Source organism: Shewanella baltica, from assembly GCF_900456975.1.
GTDB classification, from domain to species: domain Bacteria; phylum Pseudomonadota; class Gammaproteobacteria; order Enterobacterales; family Shewanellaceae; genus Shewanella; species Shewanella baltica.
Map to the genome: position 1 here is coordinate 3,954,727 of NZ_UGYM01000002.1, position 18,961 is coordinate 3,973,687.

Here is an 18,961-nt window from a genome sequence, read left to right on the forward strand (position 1 = left end):
TATAAAGTTGTCAGATAAAAAAACCGCCGATAGGCGGTTTTTTTATACTCAAACGCTAAATCAACAGATTAGAAGTTGATTTCAACACCTGCGAAGTAACCTTTAAATTTAGTATCGGCACTCACACCCGAGAAGTTACTCACGTCGAATAAAAACTCACGGTAGCCTACACGTACACGGGTATCGACGGCCAAACCATCGAATTGCCAGCCTAAACCAATCGCATAGTCGTGAACGCTTGATTCATTTACGCCCTGCATCAAATCAGCAAAACCGTATAAACCTAAGCCAGGCATACCCACATGCGTACTGGCATAACCCATCACAATGCCGCTATCGACATCTTTCTCTTCAGGGTGACCAGGGTCTTGCACGCGCAGTGAGCCATTCATTAACTTGTAAGCAGCACCGAGATCCAATGACACTATATCGTTATCCAATATTTCGTAATACAGCACGAAATCTGTGTTGCTCAGATCGGTATAAGCAGTCACATTACCTTTAAAATCATGACCATTGAAGTTGAAATCAGCACCAGACATGCTGCCTTTCTGATCTAAGCTATTTTCACGGATTTTAATATTAGGGACAAATGGCAATGGATGCTCAACCGCAATCCAGTAGCTACCTTGAGCCGATGAACTGTAATCAAATGTTTGCTGTGGTTGACCTCTATCGGCAAAAGTACCGCTAGTATCGGCGCGCCAGTAGTCACCGCCAATTGTGAAACCGACCACAGTGGCCGCTTGGGCTGATGTGGCCATGCATAATCCTAATACCGCACTGGCGAGGAGAGTTTTTTTCATAATTAACCTTGAGATAGCAAGTTCGTTAAATCAATCACCGCGGCATTCGCACGCGACACATAGTTAGCCATAACCAATGAATGATTAGCGACTAAGCCAAAACCGCTGCCATTAAGCACAACAGGGCTCCAGACAGTTTGCTGAGTCGCCTCCAGTTCACGTATGATCTGTCTTAGGCTCACTTCAGCATTTTTCTTCTTTAAGACGTCGGCAAAATCAACTTCAACGGCGCGCATAAAGTTCAGCAAGGCCCATGAAGCACCACGACTCTCATAGAAAACATCATCAATTTTCCACCAGCTGGTTTTCACCTGATGGCTTGCCAAGTTAGGTGTGGATTGACGCGCCGCATTATCGCCGGCTAAATCGGTATTTAAACGCTCTTGGCCAACACTGGCCGATAAACGTTGTGACATGCTGCCCAGACGCTTCTGCACTTCTTTCAACCATTCATTGAGGTTGTCGGCGCGGGCATAAAACTGTGCATCTTGATTGTTAGGGTCCATCATGCGAGCACGATACAGCTTCAGCAATTTAATGGCATCGCGGTATTCGCTTTCGGCACTTGGCACTAACCAGCTAGTGTGATCGATATTGAGCTTAGATTGGGCTTCGCCTAAATCTTTATCCGCTGCCGATTGTGACTGCGAGCGACTAAACTCTTTACGCATAATCAAGGCTAAATCGCGGGCTTGTTCTAATGCGCCGTATTCAAATGCGGGCATGTTATCCATAAAGATGGAAGGTGGCATCACATCGTTTGATAACCAACCGCCTTGCTTATCCAGTAATGTTTCGACCGTGAGGATCAGCGAAGTGGTGGTTGCGTATCCGACCACATTTTTATCGGTAGCCGTCAATTGTTGAGGATTGATAGGATCAGGCTCGATACTCCACCACACACTCAGGCCATAACCGATTAATACTAAAAATAAACCGACAACGGTAACTTTTTTCCATGTAATTTGCATCAAGCGACTCCTTAATGATGGTGATGATGCTCTTGCTCTGCGGCGTTTTCTGCTTCTTTACTAACAGGCAGTGTAATCGCCATTTTCTCGCCATCGTCAAACTCTAATTGCAGTTCAACTTGCTGCTCTAACACCAATGGCGCTTTTAAGCCTAGCAACATGACGTGATCCCCTGACGGCGTTAACGTTAATGTGCCATGGGATGGGATATCAAAACCTTCAACATGGCGCATCTTCACCATGCCTTGGTCTTCGATAATAGTGTGTAATTGGGCATCCTTTGCCACAGTAGTACTGACGCCGATAAGACGAACCGCTTTATCTGTGTGGTTTTCAAGCGTAAAGTAGGCGGCAGTATTTGGTACTGTCTCAGGCATGGCGCGTACATGACCTTCGGTCACTATCACGCTCGCCAACGCTGAAAATGATGCACAAGATAAAACTAGACAATTAAACAGCTGTTTGAATATTGGTTTCAATGTCTTAAACTCCATGTCTACCCAATGTCGTCGTAAAGGAAACAACCCATGAGTCATATACAGGTTCAGGATGATCAGGGCGTGCGTATTATCAGCTTTAATCGCCCCGATAAACGCAATGCACTTGATCTTAATATGTATAAACAACTGACAGAATACCTGATCGAAGGTGAAGCAGACAACGACATTCGTGCCTTTATGCTCCATGGCCAAGATAATTGCTTCACCTCAGGCAATGATGTTGCAGACTTTTTGAAAAATAGTGACTTAGGGCCAAATCACCCCGCTGTACGTTTCTTATTTTGCCTGCTGGAACTCAAAAAACCGCTAGTTGCCGCGGTTTCTGGCGCCGCCGTCGGCATTGGCACAACCGTACTACTGCACTGCGATCTGGTATATGCCGATAACACGGCGAAGTTTCAACTGCCCTTCGTCAACTTGGCACTGGTGCCAGAAGCGGGGGCTAGCCTACTGTTACCCGAACTCGTGGGTTATCAAAAAGCGGCAGAGCTATTGCTACTCGGCGAAAGTTTTAATGCCGAGACGGCCCACAGACTCAATATGATCAACGAAATTGTGGCCCATGAAGACCTACTCAGTTATGCATTGTCTCAGGCTAAAAAGTTGGCAAATCAACCGCCACAAGCCCTACAAATCACACGTCAATTAATGCGTCCGCATAAAAATCGTGTACAACACCAAATGCATCAAGAATTAGAACAATTTAGCGCTAGGCTAAAAAGTGATGAAGCCAAGAGCAGATTTCAGGCTTTTTTGAAGAAGTAGTCTGCACATACATGTCGCATGAGGGTCAAAGTGCCCTCTTGTTGATAGGTTTAACACCCTATTTTTTTTAATGATTCTTTCAATTTTTCAATCAAGACAAGCCTCAAATATGAGTCATCACTGCGGACTTAAACGGGTCTTTTCCATTGATCAACTAACAGTGCTAAAACAAAGTAAATCAACAAACTCACGCCAGGCATAAATACCGTCGCGCCAGCCCACAACACTCGAGTCCAAAAGCAAGACCAACCAAATTTCCATGCCATACCAGCGGCAACACCACACACTAATCGCTCTGGGCTCTCCATACGTGCTTTTACTCGTTTCATCTAAAACCTCGACTCAATTGATTGTAATTTATTTATCACTATGCCACTGAAACCAGCAAATAATGCCTGAAAACAACGCAAGACTAATTACAGGTAACAGTAGCAAAGTCATTAAAGGTGCTACAAACCACATAAGCAGATCCCCTACTTAGCGCTATATTCATCGGCGCTTGCCGACTCACCTTCATTCTCAGCGCTTAAGCCAAGTTGACTGTTGAAGTCATAAATACTTTCAGCAAGTTGTGCTTGCAATGACATCACAAACTCACGCTTAGCACTGACTAACATTTCTTGTGTTTGGGTAGTTAGCGTTTGCTCAATGGTTCCGACAACATCCGATATTGGCGCGGCTTCTGCGTGTACTGCAACGCTACCGACTAACGCACCTAATAACACACTCATTTGTACTGATTTTTTAATGGTTAACGTAAACATGATGGCATCCCTTTCGATTAATTAACTTGACGAAAGGAGTATTACAAACTGCGTGCCAACTTATAAAAATATTTTTAAGATTATGATTTTAATCATTTTAAAAAATTTTATGTGGACAAGATGAGATATAGGGATGGATTGGAAAATAACAAGTGGTGAAAAATACTACTCAAATTAGTAAATTTCACCATCTTTTAAGTCGAGTGGAATTACTCTGTAACTTCAGCCTGAATATTCTGAAAGGCCTGCTTTACCACTTCTATCCCAGCGCCGTTTTTATGGGCATTTTCGCTCAAATAACGACGCCACGCACGGGCACCCGGTAAGCCTTGGAATAACCCTATCATATGGCGAGTAATATGATTGAGTCGCCCACCCGACAGCAAATGTGCTTCGATATAAGGCAACATAGCCTCAATCACATCCTCACGGCTGATCACCGCCTTTTGGCTGCCACATAGAATTTGATCTACCTGCGCCAGAATATAAGGATTCTGATAGGCCTCACGCCCCATCATCACGCCATCAAGCTGCGCCAAATGGAGTTGCGCTTGCCCAAGTGTGGTGACGCCGCCATTAATACCAATATTGAGCGTGGGATAATCGCGCTTGAGTTGATATACACGCTCATAATCGAGCGGCGGGATCTCGCGATTCTCCTTCGGACTCAAGCCTTGAAGCCAAGCCTTACGGGCATGAATAGTAAAATCCGTACAGCCTTTTGCACTGACCACATCGATAAACTGGGTTAAAAACGCATAACTGTCTTGTTCATCAATCCCGATACGTGTCTTAACAGTCACAGGAATATCAACCACTTGCTTCATGGCATCAACGCACTCAGCCACTAATTCAGGTTCAGCCATCAAACACGCGCCAAAGCGACCATTCTGCACTCGATCGGAAGGACAACCCACATTGAGGTTCACCTCATCGTAGCCACGCTCAGCCGCGAGTTTAGCGCAACGCGCTAAATCGACAGGATTAGAGCCACCTAACTGCAACGCCAAAGGATGTTCTTCTTGGTTATATGCCAAGTAGTCACCACGACCATGCAATATCGCCCCAGTCGTCACCATTTCCGTATACAACAATGCATTAGCCGACATCAAACGCGCAAAATAACGGTAATGGCGATCAGTCCAATCCAGCATGGGCGCAATGGAAAAGGTTCTATCGAGGGTTTTAGGCGCTAAACCTTGGTGTTGCTGGGTTTTATCTAAATTCATTACAATCCGAAAAGTTAATATTTTTGCTAATTTTTGTACGTTTTCGCATGTTTTGCATTGCTCGGGGAACCTATAGTGATCCACAATGGATTGGACTGAGGGGTTCGGGGAACCAAAAAACATGGCATCTTATAGCATTCAAAAACGCGAAAAAGCCGACGGTACTGTGCGGCATCGCTGCCTAGTTCGTGTAAAGAAAAACGGCAAAATATTATACACGGAGCAACGTACCTTTACCAAATATGCCGCTGCGGAGGCATGGGGTAAAGATCGGGTGATTGATATTGAGTCAAACGGGTTTGCTACTGAGGATACGGCTCCTATTACATTGGGCAGCATCATCAGCAAAGCCCTGACAGATGAAAACATCGACAGCAGCATTGGTCGTTCGAAGCGCTTTTGTTTACGGCTGTTATCGGATTGCGATATTGCTAAATTGAATCTGACTGATATTAAGCCGCACCACATCATCGATCACTGTAAATTGCGACGCAGCGCAGGCACAGGGCCATCTACTATTGCAGTTGATGTAAGCGTGATCCGATGGCTGCTACGAATCGCTAAATCAAATTTTGGGCATGAGGTTTCACAAATTTCGGTTATTGAGGCTTACGATGCACTGTATAGCCAAGACTTGATCGCTAAATCGGGCAAGCGTTCGCGCAGGCCGACTACGGATGAGATTGAGAGGTTAAAAGTTGGATTAGCTGCAAGAGCAGATCAACGGGCTGCACACATCCCTTATATTGATTTGCTGGATTTCTCGATACTGAGTTGCATGCGTATTGGTGAGGTATGCCGGATAACATGGGACGATGTAGATGAGGCACAAAAGGCCGTGATCGTTCGTGACCGTAAGGACCCTCGCAAAAAAGCAGGCAACCACATGTTGGTACCACTGTTGGGTGGGGCGTGGGAGATACTGCAAAAGCAGCCGAGGAATGATGCGCGGGTTTTCCCCTACAACGAGCGTAGCGTTACTGCAGGGTTTCAGCGAGTGCGCAACGAATTGGGAATTGAAGATTTACGCTATCATGACCTAAGGCGTGAAGGTGCCAGCCGGTTGTTTGAGAAGGGCTATAGCATTGATGAAGTGGCACAGGTGACTGGCCATAGGAATATCAATACACTGTGGCAAGTGTATACCGAATTATTCCCTAAACGGTTGCATGATAAGGATTTTTAAAGATCGGCTTGAGGATAAACTATGTTTTCATTATTGATGGAATATGACTGCGGCTCCATCCAAGGTATATCACCTATTGGCTTGATAAGTTGTTTGTAGGTATCAATATCAAAACTACCAATATGAGCAATTTCTGAAACAGGGATCATCTCAACAAAGTCATCGAGACATGCTCCACTACCATTGATCGGCTCCCCATGATCATCTAAATGATGTTGATAATGTTGATAATAATTGGTCGTAAATATGACTGTCAGTTTGTCTTTTTCTCTATAACCACTGAGTATTGGTAAAATAGTAAAGTGCTCTACTTCACCTGATTCAATAGGTATATCATTCACAATTCCAACATAAACTTTGCGGCTTTTAAGAGTTATTAACACTGTCTGTAGATTCTCGCCACACTCAAACAAAAACTTTTCTAATGCAGGACTTTTTACTTGATGAATATACTTACGTGTATTTTCTTCATCACGTAAACAATTTTCCAGTTTAGCCCCTATAGGGGCTAATAAAACTGCAAAACCAGAACCTAGCATCAATTTAAACGTTAAATACTCTTGGAAGGTTTTTGTGTATTTGGTGATGCCTAGAAGTTGTTCTAAAGAGGTGCCGAAAAAGTAATTTAAGAGAAAAGAAGGTAGATCAAAACCATCTAAAACGATGGCAATGATACATCCAATTGTACAAAAAAGAATCCCATAGGCCCCGCACCGAAAATAGTAACGATGCCCATCTTCGCGACGTGTAACATGCTTTTGAAAAGTAGAAATTGAGACGTAGATGTATCCGGAGATTAAGATAAAAGCTACCGCGAAGGCTCCCATGCAACCCTCGCTAGCTAAGCAGTGACTGGAAAGTCTTTAAAACGATTGATTTTATTCATGACCTTCTGACGAATTTGCTTATCTTTTAAGTTTAAGCTGAATTCACCATTACCGCTTAAGCGATAGACTTTGTCTGTGGATGGTGCATTTTTAGGGGTAGATTTTCTTGTGCTCATGTCATTCCCTCCTTAAATTAAACTACATCCGCTTGGCCCAACTTACACCTAAGCATAGACAACTATCAACAAATATTGATGGGTATTAAAAATACTCACAGCTATTTACACCAATAATTTTGTGGGGCTCTTTATACAGAAATAGCAATATATGCGCAAGAAGTATCATTTCAAATCTCTATCTCCACAAATGGCAAGTCGGGTGCCGTCCCTAGCACCCTGCCGTCTTGTACATAGATGTGATCGCCAACCGTTCCTGAGCCAATGGCGCGGATAGTGTGGCCGCTGGCGCTGCTGGCTGTCACAGTGCCATCGGCGTTTACTGCAGCTACAGTCATGATCATCCGTGGCAATACTAACGCTGTTTGAAGTTGTTTAAGCATGGTGCCTCGCTGGCTGTTAGCAGAGTTACGCGATTGAGCGGATCACTGTAATGGATTGTTCGATATCGATATCACCGCGATCACTGACGCTGGCGCGGATGCTCCAACTGTCACACGTTCCTTTAAAGACTTCGGCACCTTCACGAATACCAATCAGCATGCCAGGCGTTGCGGGTGGCAAATCAACCATAACGGGCAAGGATAGCGTGACGTTCAGCTTGTCGCCTGTATCTGCCAGCGCATTGGTGCCAGCGATGCGCGCCGCTTGGTTATCTACGATCAGCTGAGCGCTAATATCCGCAGCAGGAATATTGCCAGCGCTGCCGGTGCGTTTCACCTTAGCGCTAATCCCTTGTTGTTCACCACGCAGCCACACTACATCACACAACGGATTGCGGGAGACTGACTCGCTGTAGTTGGTGATCACGGCATCGTGCACTGTCAGGTCCGGTACCGCTGTTGCCATTTCCCATGGCACGGTTGGCCAGCGGGGAATGATAGTAAGTTTACGGGTGGCATCATCCGCTAAGATCATGCAGCCCAATTGGCTTGCTGCTTCGTTAATAGCGTCGATCGGTGACTTGTTACCCACACTGAACGCGCCTGCAGGGACGCTAAAATCTGGTATCCCACTTAGCTCTGCAGTCCAGCCTGTGTTTTGCAACAGATCACTGATAATACCGCCAAGACTACGCAAAACAGTGTTGGTGTAGCTGATTGGCAAAAGGTAAGGCGATGACAGCTCTGCGGCACGCGAACGGCCTGTGCTGCTGTGGGTTTCAATCCCAAAGGCTTTACTGGCGCTTGGCTGCTCGGCAATGGCATAAAACTCATAACCGTTGATGGTGATCAGCAATAGCTCATTGTGGGCACGCTGCGCATCGATACGGCTTGAGAACTCAAGGCTAACCGACCTCGCCCACTGCCCACGGCTTTGGCTAATGCTCACACTAGTGATCACAATCGGTAAACTGTCTGATACTCGCACGCATGTGATCGTTGGCTGCATTAAGTAGTACCTGCGGATTTGTGGTTCAATCGGGATTTTAAAATCGATATTGGGTAATGGTGGATTGGCATCAATAAGGCCGCCGCCATCGTCCCAGTAGCACACGTTCGGTGAGGCCGTAAATCTAAGCCGTGTTGGGCTGCTTGAGTTAATCCAAGGCTCACTAAAGCGCAGCGTGACCTTACCCACTGGCGGTACGTATTTACTGGAACATACCCAACGCGCCGCATGGGGAGCCCATGCCACAACCTTGTTATCACCTTGGCTTTGAATGTTGGTATAGCTAAGCGCTATCTCAGTCGCTAGTTGCTCGCCGACATGCAATTTAACGGTAATTTGCTGACTCTTGGCGGCGGCCTGTGACCACTGCATTTCAATCATTATCTGCTGCAGTTCTGGCACTATCCAATTGCTCATGGCTTGCTGACTATGAGCCTCTGGTACCAACCAATTCATATCGAGTTGAAAAGGTACCAACGTATTCCATTGCCAATCAACAGCAAATATTTCGCCAGCTAATGGCGGCGTATCCCATACCATTACAATTTGCTGCTTTAAGCTAAAAAAGCTATCCCATGCAAACACCGCATTGGCAGCATGTGATTGACTGCGATGGCTGAGAGTGAGTTGCTGCTCAACACTTTGGCCTGTCAGTATTGCAAGCCCACAGGCCATACCAATACTGCCGATGCGAATAGGCGGATCGGGTAACTCGGGTATGGGGTCATCATTAAAGCGAATGGTTATCGGGGATTTAGCATTTAGCCAAGGCGATTTAAAATTAATGACAATGGCGGTCATACGCTGACATTCACAAGATTGCTATCAATTAAATCGGCTTCCAATCCATCAACAAACTCTGTATTAAACATGCGATTATCGTCAAGTACCCCTACCAATAATTCATGTGATGTGGCATATCTCAGTGGGACTATCGCCTTAAATGTTCTTGAGCCTTGAAAGACAAAATTGTGAAAAACTTCGAGAGAGGATCTATCCATAATAACGACTCTTTCAGCAGCATCATCTCCGGTAACTTCAACCATAGCTTGGTAATTAAAAGCAAGTCGAATTGCCTTTGGGTGTAGAAAGTTAGTCATACCACACCTCTGTATTTATCCACATTCTGTTTGCCAATGCACCTCGTAACAGAGTATGCCCCACACCGTTCATGTCCCTATCTACAGGCCAATTATTATTGATATAACCCATGAATGATGAAATGACATAACCGGGCATGTATGCTCGGCAAGCTGGCATAATGGTACTGTCATTGCTTAACGTTCCGTTTGCATCCGTGGCGTTATACGCAAGGTCAAAAGTAGGCGTTACCATGACATGCTGGATATTGGCAGCCTCAGCATCGAGTGTAAATGCACTCGATACTGTCATGGTAAACCCCATCGTCATCGTATGTAATCTCTTAGAGTTGCTGCCATCTAATGCGTAAATATCAGCATGATTCGTCGTTGACCAACCAATGGTGGATGATGCGGGCATACTAGAGGTATCACCACTGCTGCTATCTCCAGATGCAGTTGTAAATATGCTCTGGTCATTGCTATAAAAACTCGCTAAGTCGCCAATAAAAAAACAGCTTTGATATGTCACTGAACCCGTCTGCATCACTGTAATATTGGTACGATGTTGTATTAAATAAAAACCTCTTGATGTACCGATTATTTCCCAGCCTTTTGCGCTTGAGTTTAATTGCAGCATTCTTGCACCAGCCGCCTTAATAAATACATCAATATCGGTCATGCTTAATGCCGTCTTTATACGACAGTTGGCTGCAGTAGTATTTGCCCCCGTACCCGATGAAAACTGGAAATAGCCCCCTGTACCACCCGCTGATAACGAATTACGGAATACAATTTTATATGCACCGATGTTTTCAAATTCGATTGTCCAACCTAAAGGGGCTTTATCCCCATAACCTTCGACTAAAACCTTTTTGAGAATATTGATCCACTCAGAGGGTGTGCTGTTGACTAACTGCGGCGCGCCCGCATCGGTATAACGATAAACAGTAACTGGTAAGCCCATTGCATTTACTCCTATGACTCGTTGCCGAAAAATGACAACACGGCTTTATCTGTAGTGATTTGACTGTGACCAACCTGCACATTGCGCAGTAGCATTATCGGATTTGAGGCCGCGAACGTGGCGAAACGAATCGCTTCGCCTGGTTGCCAACCACCGCCAAATGCACCTAAGCGAATAATGAAATAAGGGGCATTCGTCAATGGGTTGATAGGCGCAAAATCATTGAGTATGTCTCCTGAGGCGATTTGGCCAAGACGGCGGCCAACACAGCGAAAGGCGGTGGCTGAGATCATAATCAATACCCAATCTTCATTCACTGCAGTGGTGTTTTTGACTTCAAACGGATAGTCAACCGCATTCACGTTGCCCGTTGCTGGATCGCCATCGATGTCCCAATTGTTGGCCCAAGCGGTCATATCCCGCACTCTGCCAACACGCGCCTGCAGGTCGCCAAGGATTTGCACACTGGCTAAAGTAGTACCTGCAGGATATTCACGGGCTAAGGGCTTGGCCAACACAACGCTATTGCCTGAAAACGATGACACTAGACCGAGTTCCATAATGGTATCGCTCAGCACAAACGGCGCAGCAAACCCAGTAAAATCACTGTTAATCGTGACCGTTCCTGCCACCTTGTTTACGGTGAAATGGTCATTATTATGGGTCCATAGGCTTGCGCCATTGGCATCGGTAATATCAACAAACTGGGCATTGTCACGAATAGTAAACACAGTGCCGACAGAGCCTGTGACTTGCTGCACTTGAGTATGAGAAAGCGCGACAGTGCCCCAGCGTCTGAACATATCGACAATGCCATCATTGGGAATACGCAGTGGGTTTAACCCGTAAATCTCAGCGGGTGGTAGCTGGCGCAATTGGTCGGTAATGTCATAGCGCAGCGTGGTTAAATCCACCGGATTGGTAAATAACAGTTCAACTAAACCATCTACGATAGTGCCGCTAATGCCACTGCCAGTTATCACGCCTTGATTGTCAGATGAGGCGCTGATAATGGCGTGATCGGATATCCGCTCAACCTGCACGTAAAAGCTCTCTAACAATGGATTAGCCACACTCAAGGCAAATTTAGCCGTAGTATCGCCGGCAGCCGCTGCAGTGGTTGATTCAACTAAACCTGAATAGCTCAATTCAAAATCACCACGGCTGACAGTTTGCTTAGTCACTACCCCAGTAAAATAATCAATGGTCGCCAGCAACTCAGTGGCGTCATAGAGCTTACCGATACCGCTATTCACATTTTCAAATACGTCCTGAGGCACATAGTTACTATCGGCAAACACAGCGCGGCCTTTGATACTCCCGACCGTTAACTGCTTATTGGCAGGGAATGCATTAGCACTTGAGTAAATGCTGTATTTATACGCAGAAACATAATAGAGCGAGACAGTGGGATTATTGACAAAGCGCACATCAGGCCGCAGCGTAACGGTCACGTTACCCGTTCCGACAGTAATCGACTGAACTAATGAATTACTCGCGGAGAAAACGCCATAAGGATCGGTAGAAACTGCAGTGACAACATCAGTATCTATCAGTAAATCCGCTGTGGTGAAGGTATAGCTGTACGTCCCTTCTGCGCTTGGCTGGCTAATCACTTTGCGGATCACTTGGCTAACAGTGGCATCGCCGTTATCACTGCCACCCGTGATGGTATTACCTGGCTTTGGCGCTAAAGTGGTGATCGCAGGCAGTAGTGACAATTGAGTCGCGCCCACAGCTAAACTTACCCCGCTGGCGGCTGCAGTCAGCTTAGTTACCCCGTGGAATTTCAATGGGGATGCAGTGTTAGATAATCGCAAGCGAGTGCATTTACTCTGGCCATTGATTTGCAAACCTGCTTCCGGTGTTGCAAAGGTGATCGGCGGGTCGAATACTACGGTACCCACAGCACCGTTCACTATGCTAGTGCGCGTGACTTTGCAAAAATGGGTTTTGCGTGGCCATGCCACGTTTTCAATACCAGGATATTCCACGGTGATGCAGATCACTTGGCCGACCTGCAGATAAGTCGTTTTCCAATAGTCGCGGTCATTAAAGCGATAAGACGACTGCAGGTAATCTGAGGAAAATGAGTTTTGGTTCACAAGGAATCCGGGACCACCTTCACGGATCAATTCCCCTGCAGTGACTGACGACTCAATGATCTCTTTCATATCCGTCATGCGAGATTCATCATCCAGCGCGGCAGACTCGATCATGAATACGTTAACTAATGGGTCTATGGGTGGCTCACTGATAAACACATGCGCATCAATCAAAGTGCTGGTGTCTGGCGTATCGAGCGCAGGGAACGCTTTTACAATGTCGATACTGGATTGGGCATGGTCGATATCGGATATCGCTGAAAATAGCTCGTTAAGCAAGCCTGACTGCACAGCGTTCTTAGTCCGTTGGCCGCCAGCCTCATTACTTGAACCCAGTAACTCGGGTTTAAATACTTTTAAATCTAAACGGGAAATAGTCATAAATGGCCTATAAGGTCAGAAACTTAAGAACCACGTTAGTGAGCTTTTCAAACCCGCCAACTTCGTCGAATAAATCCTCACCCGTTATGGGCGAGCCTGCAGTGTTATCCCAAACCACGTTGTAACTGGTGCCTTCATAGGCCAACGTGAAGGCGGTTAACGTGATGGCGGCATGGGCTTTTAGTTGTTCAAACTCAGTGCGCAGCATCCATCCCGATTTGGTGCCTAACTCCATGGCAATACCGGCTGGGATAATGGTTTGCTGCACCAATGGCGCACCGTTTAAGGCGCGCTTCATATTGGCCGCCACGCGGGGTGTGTTGTCGCGGTTTAGCCACAGCAAATCCACCGCGATATCGATGCTATCGATGGTTGTCATAGGGACCTTTGATTAATTGGAGCGAATAACAGGATTGGCTAACCGCCAACAGATTGCAGACGTTTGATCTCGTTCATCAATTCAGTGACGAGGCTGCGCTTCATTTGGGCATTAAACGTGCTGTTACCCACCTGCAGTTGCAGCACTTGCATATCTGAAGTGTTAGCCACAGATTGCGTGCTGGTTTGGGTGTTGGCTTTCGTGTTAACGGTAGCGGTTGCTTGAGTTTGAGCCGCGGCCTTAGCGGTCGCAGCACTAGCGTCGGCTTGCTTCTTCGCCTCGGCAGCACTTTGCTTATCGGCGGCTTGCTGGGCCTGCAGGGCCTTACGTTCTAAGTCTTGTGCCTGCTTAAGATCACTAAGACTTTTTTGCAGTTTATTGATGAGCTGACTATCACCGTATGCTTGAGCTGTGGTGATTAAATCGTTCACTTCCTTTAGCTCACTAGCAAACTTACGCTCAGCAATATCCTTCTGGTTACCCAAAGCGGTATCGAGCCGGTCTTGAATATCCATTGTGGTTTTATTAATTTCATCGGCCAATTCTCTAAAACGTGAACGGGCTTCATCGATCGCTTTGTTGAGCGGAACAAGCTGATTGTCAGAAAGCCTTACAACAGAGTTATTAGCGAGATCAGCAAGTTCACCTAGCTCTTGCAAGCTGAGTGAGCCACTCTCGATTTGAGTGACCCAATCACGCATCCGAATAGCATTATTGATTTCTCGCCTTTCGCGTTTTTGGTCAGCACCCGCAATTTGATTATCCAATTGCGCTAACCTTTCGGTCATTGCTTGGATAGTGGCATTTGAGTAATCATATTCGGTATTCAGCGAAACAATCACATCACGAGTAGCGGCAGCACTTCCCCTAAAGTCATCAATCGTACTTAATTGTTCCGCGATAACTTTAGCATTTTCAATACCAGCGGCAGTATTATCCTTAGTGGCCTTAGTGTTTTCCTTCGTTGCCTCGGTATTTTCATCTGTCTTTTTACTGCTTTCACCCACCACTTTATTGACTTCACTCAACGTCCCTTTGAGTATTTGTGATTGAGCATCGTACTCTTGCTTAGTTAATAAACCCGCCCTGAAATTTCGATCCAATGCTTCAAGCTGCGCTTCATAGTCACGCTGCAATATCAGCAGTTCAACATAGGTCGCGTTCTCTATCTTGGATAGCTCAACAGACTCGCGCTTCAGATCAGCTAAGTTGGCTTCTTCCTTAGCCAACTTAGCCTTGATGATAGTCAGTTCAGCCGAGGCCTTACTGTCATCTTTTAAAGCCGCTTCAAGATCACGAACCTCTTTCTCGGTCCTTAATATTTTTTCTTGCAAGTCTAGCTGGGCATCAGACAACAACCCTGTCGCAGCAATGGATTTGTTCGACTGCTCAACGGCTTTAGTGTGTGATGCAGCTAACTCTTGCAGTGAAATATTGAGTTCTTTTTCGGTCAGCAAACCCTTTTCGTACTGCGCTTGGAGCTCTTTACGCTTAGTGATAAATGCCGACGTTAATTCCGTTTGAGTGACGGCTTTAACATTACTGTTATCCACCTCGACGTTGTAAGCTTTGATAGTTTGATGCAGATTAGCTGAAGCTGTAACTAAATCATCAGCACTCAATTTACCCTGTTCATATAAACTGTTTAGGGTAGCTTGCTTAGCTTCAATATCTTTAAGTGCTTGTGCATAAGCCTTAGTTGAATCATTTATCGCCCCCTGACTAGCAGCAAGCGCATCGGCGGCTTCGGCAGCCTTCTTATCTTCTTCTGCTTTTTTCTTACTTGCATCTGCAGCTTTATTTTTAAATTCAGCCTCGATTTCAGTTTCGCGGTTCGCACGAACTAATGTAGCCGTTAATTCACGATAGGTTTTTTCAAGGTCACCATTATATTTCCCCGACAATAAGATATCGTTTAACTGATTGCGCTGGGCGATTGATAGTTGGTCAATTGAGCCACGATATTTAACAGCTGTTTTAATTAACCCCTCGTAAGCAATGGATGACTCCCCTTTCATCCGCTTAGTTTGATTAGTAATATCATCTAAATCACGGGTAATTGATTCTTGAATCTCTTTGCTACGTAGCTTGCTATCTTCGACCTGTTTTGCAGTGACATATTCAATACCCATTATTTTACTGGCAATAGCCAAGATAGTTTTCTGGGTAGTATCTAGTTTGCTTAACTCTAGGGTCATACTATTAACGCTTACGCCAATAGCATTTAAACCATTTGCAAAGATTCCCATTGTTAAGTCTAGCGTTTCAAAGCTATTACTGGTGCCTGCAATAAAGTTATTGACGTCACCCAGTAATTCAACAAAGCCTTTCCCAATTTCTGGTAAGTGTTCTAAAAGCTTTATCACTTCCTGATCAACTGCATCCAAAGCAGCGCCAGCGGCACGAATAGCAGCATCAGTTTCATCTGAGAATGCTTGGCCGATTTCACTCGTTAAACCGTGGAATTTGTTTTGTAAGCGACCGATTGCAGACTCTTGATCAGCATAAGCTTTAATCGCTTCCTTCATATGGTAATCGCCAGCAGCATAGGCTTTATTACTTAGCTCTAATGCAACTTTTAGACGATCTGTACCATCCGCTAATACACTGAGAACGCCTGTCGCCTCAGTGCCATCAATGCCCATCGATTTAAGGGCATCAGAGACTAATCCGCCTTCGGCCTTAACCTTTTGTAAGCCCTCAAGGAATTTAACCAATACCTTTTCAGGCGCATCACCGAGATCTTGCTCAATCTGCTTAGCAGTTAGCCCGGTAATCTTAGTTAATCGCTCAAGTGAATCGCCGCCTTTTTTGCTCGCTTCGTTAATCTCAGCGCCAAGGCGTTGCATAGCCGTTCGCGAACGTTCAGCTGGTTGGCCTAACTCTGCCAGCGTAGTACCAAACGCCGCAGCCGCAGCAGAACCCAAGTTAATTTCACGGGTACCAGAAACTATCTCCTTGGTCATCTGCACAATATCAGCTTCGGTAATCGCAAAGTCGTTACCAAGCGCTACCACAGCCGAGGATAAATTATGGATCTCAGGGATACCTTCTTGAGTCATCCCTAAAATTCTGGCCAGCATGGTTGCCGCTTCATCGCCGGCTAAATTGGTTGATAACCCCAACGCATCAGCCGCAGCCACCAAGCTGAGAATATCTTCAGTCGATTTAGTGCCTAACTGGCCCGCCACTTCCGCCATGCGCAGCAGCTCATTCGTGCTGGTAGGGGTGACGTTTTCGCTGAGGTTTTTAAGCTCATCGGCCATTTTCACCACAGTATCACGGGCAAGGTTGGTGGTTTTTTCAACCTTAGTAATCGCGGCTTCTAACTCACCGTAGTTTTCAACGCCACTTTTTACCGTTTGCACCGCCTGCTGTGCCGACAGCAATACCGCATAAGCCTTAGCCAGCGTGCTCACCGCCTTGGTGGTGAGGTCAGTTTGCGCGTTGGCGACCTTGGCCGAGTTTTTAGACTCAACCAATAACCTATCGTGCTGCGCTAATTTATCGTTAACCCCTTTAAGCGCGGCTTCTGCGCCAGCTTGTTTGGTTTTTAATTCTTGGCTGGCATCGCCCAGCTTACCCATATCAATGCCGGCTTTATTCAGCACAGCTTGCTGTTTATCTAATTGCGCTTTATTGCTGCCAAGGCTTCTGCCAAGGTTAGTTAGTTCATTGCTGGCCGTTTTAACTTTAAGTGCATATTCGGCTTTATTACGGCCAGCCTTTTCAACTTCGGTACCTAAGCGCGTTAATTCGCTACGTTCTTGCTCAAGCTCGTTTGCCAACGTGGTCGCACTGGTGGCGGTATTTTTTTGCGCCGCTTCAAGCTGCTGCAAATCGGTTTTAGCCGCGGATAATGCCTTTGCTTGTGCTTGGCTGGCCTGTGCACCTTTATTTTGAGTCGTGGTTAAACGCTCAACTTCGGCGCGAGCGGAAGCAAGTTGGCTATCATAGCTAGCCAACTGCGCCGCAGTTTGGCTGTATTCAGTTTCAAGCTTAGCCGTTGAGGCAGCCGCATCTTGCTGCGATTTCTCAAGGTTTTTTGCCTCAGTATTAGCCTGCTTCTGCTCTTGCTTTAACTTATCGAGCGCTTGGGCGTTATCAACATAGGCGCGTTCGCCCTTATTGATAGACTCAGTAAGCGAATCAATCGCCTTAATAGCCTCTTGCTGGCGTTTTAAATCATCAAGTTGCTCATTGAGCTTTTCGCTTTCGCGCCCCAACTCCTGCAACGCTTGCTCAGACTTTTTGGCCTCAGCAGAAAACAGATCTTTGCCTTGAATAATTAAATTCACTTCTTGGTCTTTAAAGCTCATTTATTATCCTCATATCGTAGAAATAAAACACACGCGCACGAAAACGCCTGTGATCGAAATGTCTCGACCACAACCAATTAGTTTGTAAACTCAGGGACTAGGTGGGTTGGATAAGGCACATAATGGTGGCCGCTTCCTGTGACGCGGTAAGGTCAACCTTGTTCAGCCCACCGCTTTAAATCAGTTAACTGATAAGTAAAATTGACAAACGCGCCTTAGCGGGGCGATACTATTTCGGCATTGGCAAAATCCAGTGCCGGGATTGAGACCCCGCAATATCACAGGCGCAATCATGTCGCCAGCCTAGTGCTGGTTTTTTATTGCGTGACTCGGCGCACCACTTCTATGGTGAGCTGGGCGGGGCAACCTTCGGGTTGGCCGCTTCCTGTGATGCGGTAGTCTCAACCCCGTTCAGCTCATCACCACTAGATTGAGACCGACTGGTGATGATTTATCTCGATCACAGGAGTGTCACCCATGAACCTACAACAGTCTAAAAACACCCCCGCACAACTGGTATTTATTAACGGCCTGCAAACCATTACTAGCTCGCTGATCGTTGCCGATTATTTTGGCAAACGGCACAGCCATGTTTTGCGCAAAATTGACGAAATACTTGTCGAAGCTCCCAGTGAATTTACGTCAGCCCATTTTTGGGCTAACGTGCAAAATCAACAGGTTGGAACCAGTCAGCGCGATTTAAAGTGTTACCAAATGACCAAAGACGGGTTTATGTTTTTAGTCATGGGTTTTACGGGGGCCAAAGCCGCCGAACTGAAGATCAACTTCATTAATGCCTTTAACGAAGCCCAAGCCCGCCTCTCCCGCACCCAAAGCCCGTTTGAACGTCAACGCATGTTATTTACATGGGAAGGCGGTAAAATTGTCAGCTCGCAGCCCATCGATGATGATCAGTTTGTCACTCGGCGCGATAAGCTGGTCAACTATATCCGCGAACCACGCTTTTTATCCCTTGAGCAGTTAATCGAAATTAGCGAAGCCGCTAACCAACAAATCGCCTGTATCGCGCGTATTGGCCGCGAGCAAGCACGGTTAAGTTAAAAAGCAAAGCGTTGTTATTGCTTTGGTTTTTAACCTAGCAAAAAGGCCCACAG

The 18,961-nt window shown here is 46.0% G+C and carries 18 protein-coding genes; 3 read left to right on the plus strand and 15 right to left on the minus strand.

Annotation, left to right across the window (positions count from 1 at the left end):
- Positions 1 to 68 precede the first annotated feature (68 nt).
- From DYH48_RS17620 to DYH48_RS17630, 3 genes are read right to left on the minus strand one after another with little or no spacing between them, the layout of a single operon-like run.
- Positions 69 to 806, minus strand: coding sequence for a TIGR04219 family outer membrane beta-barrel protein (locus DYH48_RS17620; RefSeq protein ID WP_006086048.1), 738 nt, complete (start codon positions 804 to 806; stop codon positions 69 to 71).
- A 2-nt stretch (positions 807 to 808) separates the two neighbouring features.
- Positions 809 to 1,777, minus strand: a complete 969-nt coding sequence (locus DYH48_RS17625) for a DUF2333 family protein (protein ID WP_115335494.1) — start codon at positions 1,775 to 1,777, stop codon at positions 809 to 811.
- Positions 1,778 to 1,788: 11 nt separating this feature from the next.
- On the minus strand, positions 1,789 to 2,271 hold the full coding sequence (locus tag DYH48_RS17630; RefSeq protein WP_115335495.1) for a copper chaperone PCu(A)C: 483 nt from the start codon (positions 2,269 to 2,271) through the stop codon (positions 1,789 to 1,791).
- A 33-nt stretch (positions 2,272 to 2,304) separates the two neighbouring features.
- Between DYH48_RS17630 and DYH48_RS17635 the strand changes: the two genes are divergently transcribed.
- Positions 2,305 to 3,042: an enoyl-CoA hydratase gene (locus tag DYH48_RS17635; protein ID WP_006083031.1), complete on the plus strand. Its 738-nt coding sequence runs from the start codon at positions 2,305 to 2,307 to the stop codon at positions 3,040 to 3,042.
- 128 nt (positions 3,043 to 3,170) lie between these two features.
- Here DYH48_RS17635 and DYH48_RS17640 read toward each other — a convergent pair whose 3' ends face one another.
- The 3 genes from DYH48_RS17640 to dusA form a co-directional block, all read right to left on the minus strand.
- Positions 3,171 to 3,371 (minus strand): PspC domain-containing protein, encoded by a 201-nt coding sequence (locus tag DYH48_RS17640; RefSeq protein ID WP_011847757.1) that lies wholly within the window; start codon positions 3,369 to 3,371, stop codon positions 3,171 to 3,173.
- Between the two features lie 144 nt (positions 3,372 to 3,515).
- On the minus strand, positions 3,516 to 3,806 hold the full coding sequence (locus DYH48_RS17650) for a hypothetical protein (RefSeq protein WP_107402634.1): 291 nt from the start codon (positions 3,804 to 3,806) through the stop codon (positions 3,516 to 3,518).
- A gap of 209 nt (positions 3,807 to 4,015) precedes the next feature.
- On the minus strand, positions 4,016 to 5,035 hold the full coding sequence (gene dusA, locus DYH48_RS17655; RefSeq protein WP_115335496.1) for a tRNA dihydrouridine(20/20a) synthase DusA: 1,020 nt from the start codon (positions 5,033 to 5,035) through the stop codon (positions 4,016 to 4,018).
- Between the two features lie 121 nt (positions 5,036 to 5,156).
- Between dusA and DYH48_RS17660 the strand changes: the two genes are divergently transcribed.
- Positions 5,157 to 6,221, plus strand: a complete 1,065-nt coding sequence (locus DYH48_RS17660) for a tyrosine-type recombinase/integrase (protein ID WP_115335497.1) — start codon at positions 5,157 to 5,159, stop codon at positions 6,219 to 6,221.
- Here the strand turns inward: DYH48_RS17660 and DYH48_RS17665 are convergent.
- From DYH48_RS17665 to DYH48_RS17700, 9 genes are all read right to left on the minus strand, one after another.
- Entirely contained in the window at positions 6,218 to 7,048 is an 831-nt protein-coding gene (locus DYH48_RS17665; protein WP_115335498.1) for a hypothetical protein, read from the minus strand. The genes DYH48_RS17660 and DYH48_RS17665 overlap by 4 nt on opposite strands.
- 14 nt (positions 7,049 to 7,062) lie before the next feature.
- Complete coding sequence (locus DYH48_RS23745; protein WP_172481210.1) at positions 7,063 to 7,224, minus strand: hypothetical protein; 162 nt, start codon at positions 7,222 to 7,224, stop codon at positions 7,063 to 7,065.
- A 170-nt stretch (positions 7,225 to 7,394) separates the two neighbouring features.
- Positions 7,395 to 7,607 (minus strand): hypothetical protein, encoded by a 213-nt coding sequence (locus tag DYH48_RS17670; protein ID WP_115335499.1) that lies wholly within the window; start codon positions 7,605 to 7,607, stop codon positions 7,395 to 7,397.
- A gap of 25 nt (positions 7,608 to 7,632) precedes the next feature.
- Entirely contained in the window at positions 7,633 to 9,417 is a 1,785-nt protein-coding gene (locus DYH48_RS17675; RefSeq protein WP_115335500.1) for a hypothetical protein, read from the minus strand.
- Positions 9,414 to 9,716: a hypothetical protein gene (locus DYH48_RS17680; RefSeq protein ID WP_115335501.1), complete on the minus strand. Its 303-nt coding sequence runs from the start codon at positions 9,714 to 9,716 to the stop codon at positions 9,414 to 9,416. The genes DYH48_RS17675 and DYH48_RS17680 overlap by 4 nt, the downstream gene beginning before the upstream one ends.
- The gene (locus DYH48_RS17685; RefSeq protein ID WP_115335502.1) at positions 9,709 to 10,662 is read right to left on the minus strand and encodes a hypothetical protein; all 954 of its coding nucleotides are present in this window, start codon (positions 10,660 to 10,662) and stop codon (positions 9,709 to 9,711) included. Before DYH48_RS17685 ends, DYH48_RS17680 begins: the two co-directional genes overlap by 8 nt.
- 11 nt (positions 10,663 to 10,673) lie before the next feature.
- On the minus strand, positions 10,674 to 13,148 hold the full coding sequence (locus tag DYH48_RS17690) for a hypothetical protein (RefSeq protein WP_115335503.1): 2,475 nt from the start codon (positions 13,146 to 13,148) through the stop codon (positions 10,674 to 10,676).
- A gap of 7 nt (positions 13,149 to 13,155) precedes the next feature.
- Positions 13,156 to 13,527: a hypothetical protein gene (locus tag DYH48_RS17695; RefSeq protein WP_106649478.1), complete on the minus strand. Its 372-nt coding sequence runs from the start codon at positions 13,525 to 13,527 to the stop codon at positions 13,156 to 13,158.
- Between the two features lie 38 nt (positions 13,528 to 13,565).
- Positions 13,566 to 17,846, minus strand: a complete 4,281-nt coding sequence (locus tag DYH48_RS17700) for a phage tail tape measure protein (protein ID WP_115335504.1) — start codon at positions 17,844 to 17,846, stop codon at positions 13,566 to 13,568.
- Positions 17,847 to 18,323: 477 nt separating this feature from the next.
- Here DYH48_RS17700 and DYH48_RS17710 point away from each other — a divergent pair, with 477 nt between their 5' ends.
- Complete coding sequence (locus tag DYH48_RS17710; RefSeq protein ID WP_115335505.1) at positions 18,324 to 18,908, plus strand: Rha family transcriptional regulator; 585 nt, start codon at positions 18,324 to 18,326, stop codon at positions 18,906 to 18,908.
- The last annotated feature ends 53 nt before the right edge of the window (positions 18,909 to 18,961 follow it).

Excerpts from the sequence above, each read along its gene's own strand:
- DYH48_RS17670 (WP_115335499.1), bottom strand. The coding sequence starts at position 7,607 with ATGCTTAAACAACTTCAAACAGCGTTAGTATTGCCACGGATGATCATG.
- DYH48_RS17650 (WP_107402634.1), bottom strand. The coding sequence starts at position 3,806 with ATGTTTACGTTAACCATTAAAAAATCAGTACAAATGAGTGTGTTATTA.
- DYH48_RS23745 (WP_172481210.1), bottom strand. The coding sequence starts at position 7,224 with ATGAGCACAAGAAAATCTACCCCTAAAAATGCACCATCCACAGACAAA.
- dusA (WP_115335496.1), bottom strand. The coding sequence starts at position 5,035 with ATGAATTTAGATAAAACCCAGCAACACCAAGGTTTAGCGCCTAAAACC.
- DYH48_RS17695 (WP_106649478.1), bottom strand. The coding sequence starts at position 13,527 with ATGACAACCATCGATAGCATCGATATCGCGGTGGATTTGCTGTGGCTA.
- DYH48_RS17640 (WP_011847757.1), bottom strand. The coding sequence starts at position 3,371 with ATGAAACGAGTAAAAGCACGTATGGAGAGCCCAGAGCGATTAGTGTGT.
- DYH48_RS17685 (WP_115335502.1), bottom strand. The coding sequence starts at position 10,662 with ATGGGCTTACCAGTTACTGTTTATCGTTATACCGATGCGGGCGCGCCG.
- DYH48_RS17660 (WP_115335497.1), top strand. The coding sequence starts at position 5,157 with ATGGCATCTTATAGCATTCAAAAACGCGAAAAAGCCGACGGTACTGTG.
- DYH48_RS17665 (WP_115335498.1), bottom strand. The coding sequence starts at position 7,048 with ATGGGAGCCTTCGCGGTAGCTTTTATCTTAATCTCCGGATACATCTAC.
- DYH48_RS17630 (WP_115335495.1), bottom strand. The coding sequence starts at position 2,271 with ATGGAGTTTAAGACATTGAAACCAATATTCAAACAGCTGTTTAATTGT.
- DYH48_RS17710 (WP_115335505.1), top strand. The coding sequence starts at position 18,324 with ATGAACCTACAACAGTCTAAAAACACCCCCGCACAACTGGTATTTATT.
- DYH48_RS17625 (WP_115335494.1), bottom strand. The coding sequence starts at position 1,777 with ATGCAAATTACATGGAAAAAAGTTACCGTTGTCGGTTTATTTTTAGTA.
- DYH48_RS17620 (WP_006086048.1), bottom strand. The coding sequence starts at position 806 with ATGAAAAAAACTCTCCTCGCCAGTGCGGTATTAGGATTATGCATGGCC.
- DYH48_RS17700 (WP_115335504.1), bottom strand. The coding sequence starts at position 17,846 with ATGAGCTTTAAAGACCAAGAAGTGAATTTAATTATTCAAGGCAAAGAT.
- DYH48_RS17635 (WP_006083031.1), top strand. The coding sequence starts at position 2,305 with ATGAGTCATATACAGGTTCAGGATGATCAGGGCGTGCGTATTATCAGC.
- DYH48_RS17675 (WP_115335500.1), bottom strand. The coding sequence starts at position 9,417 with ATGACCGCCATTGTCATTAATTTTAAATCGCCTTGGCTAAATGCTAAA.
- DYH48_RS17690 (WP_115335503.1), bottom strand. The coding sequence starts at position 13,148 with ATGACTATTTCCCGTTTAGATTTAAAAGTATTTAAACCCGAGTTACTG.
- DYH48_RS17680 (WP_115335501.1), bottom strand. The coding sequence starts at position 9,716 with ATGACTAACTTTCTACACCCAAAGGCAATTCGACTTGCTTTTAATTAC.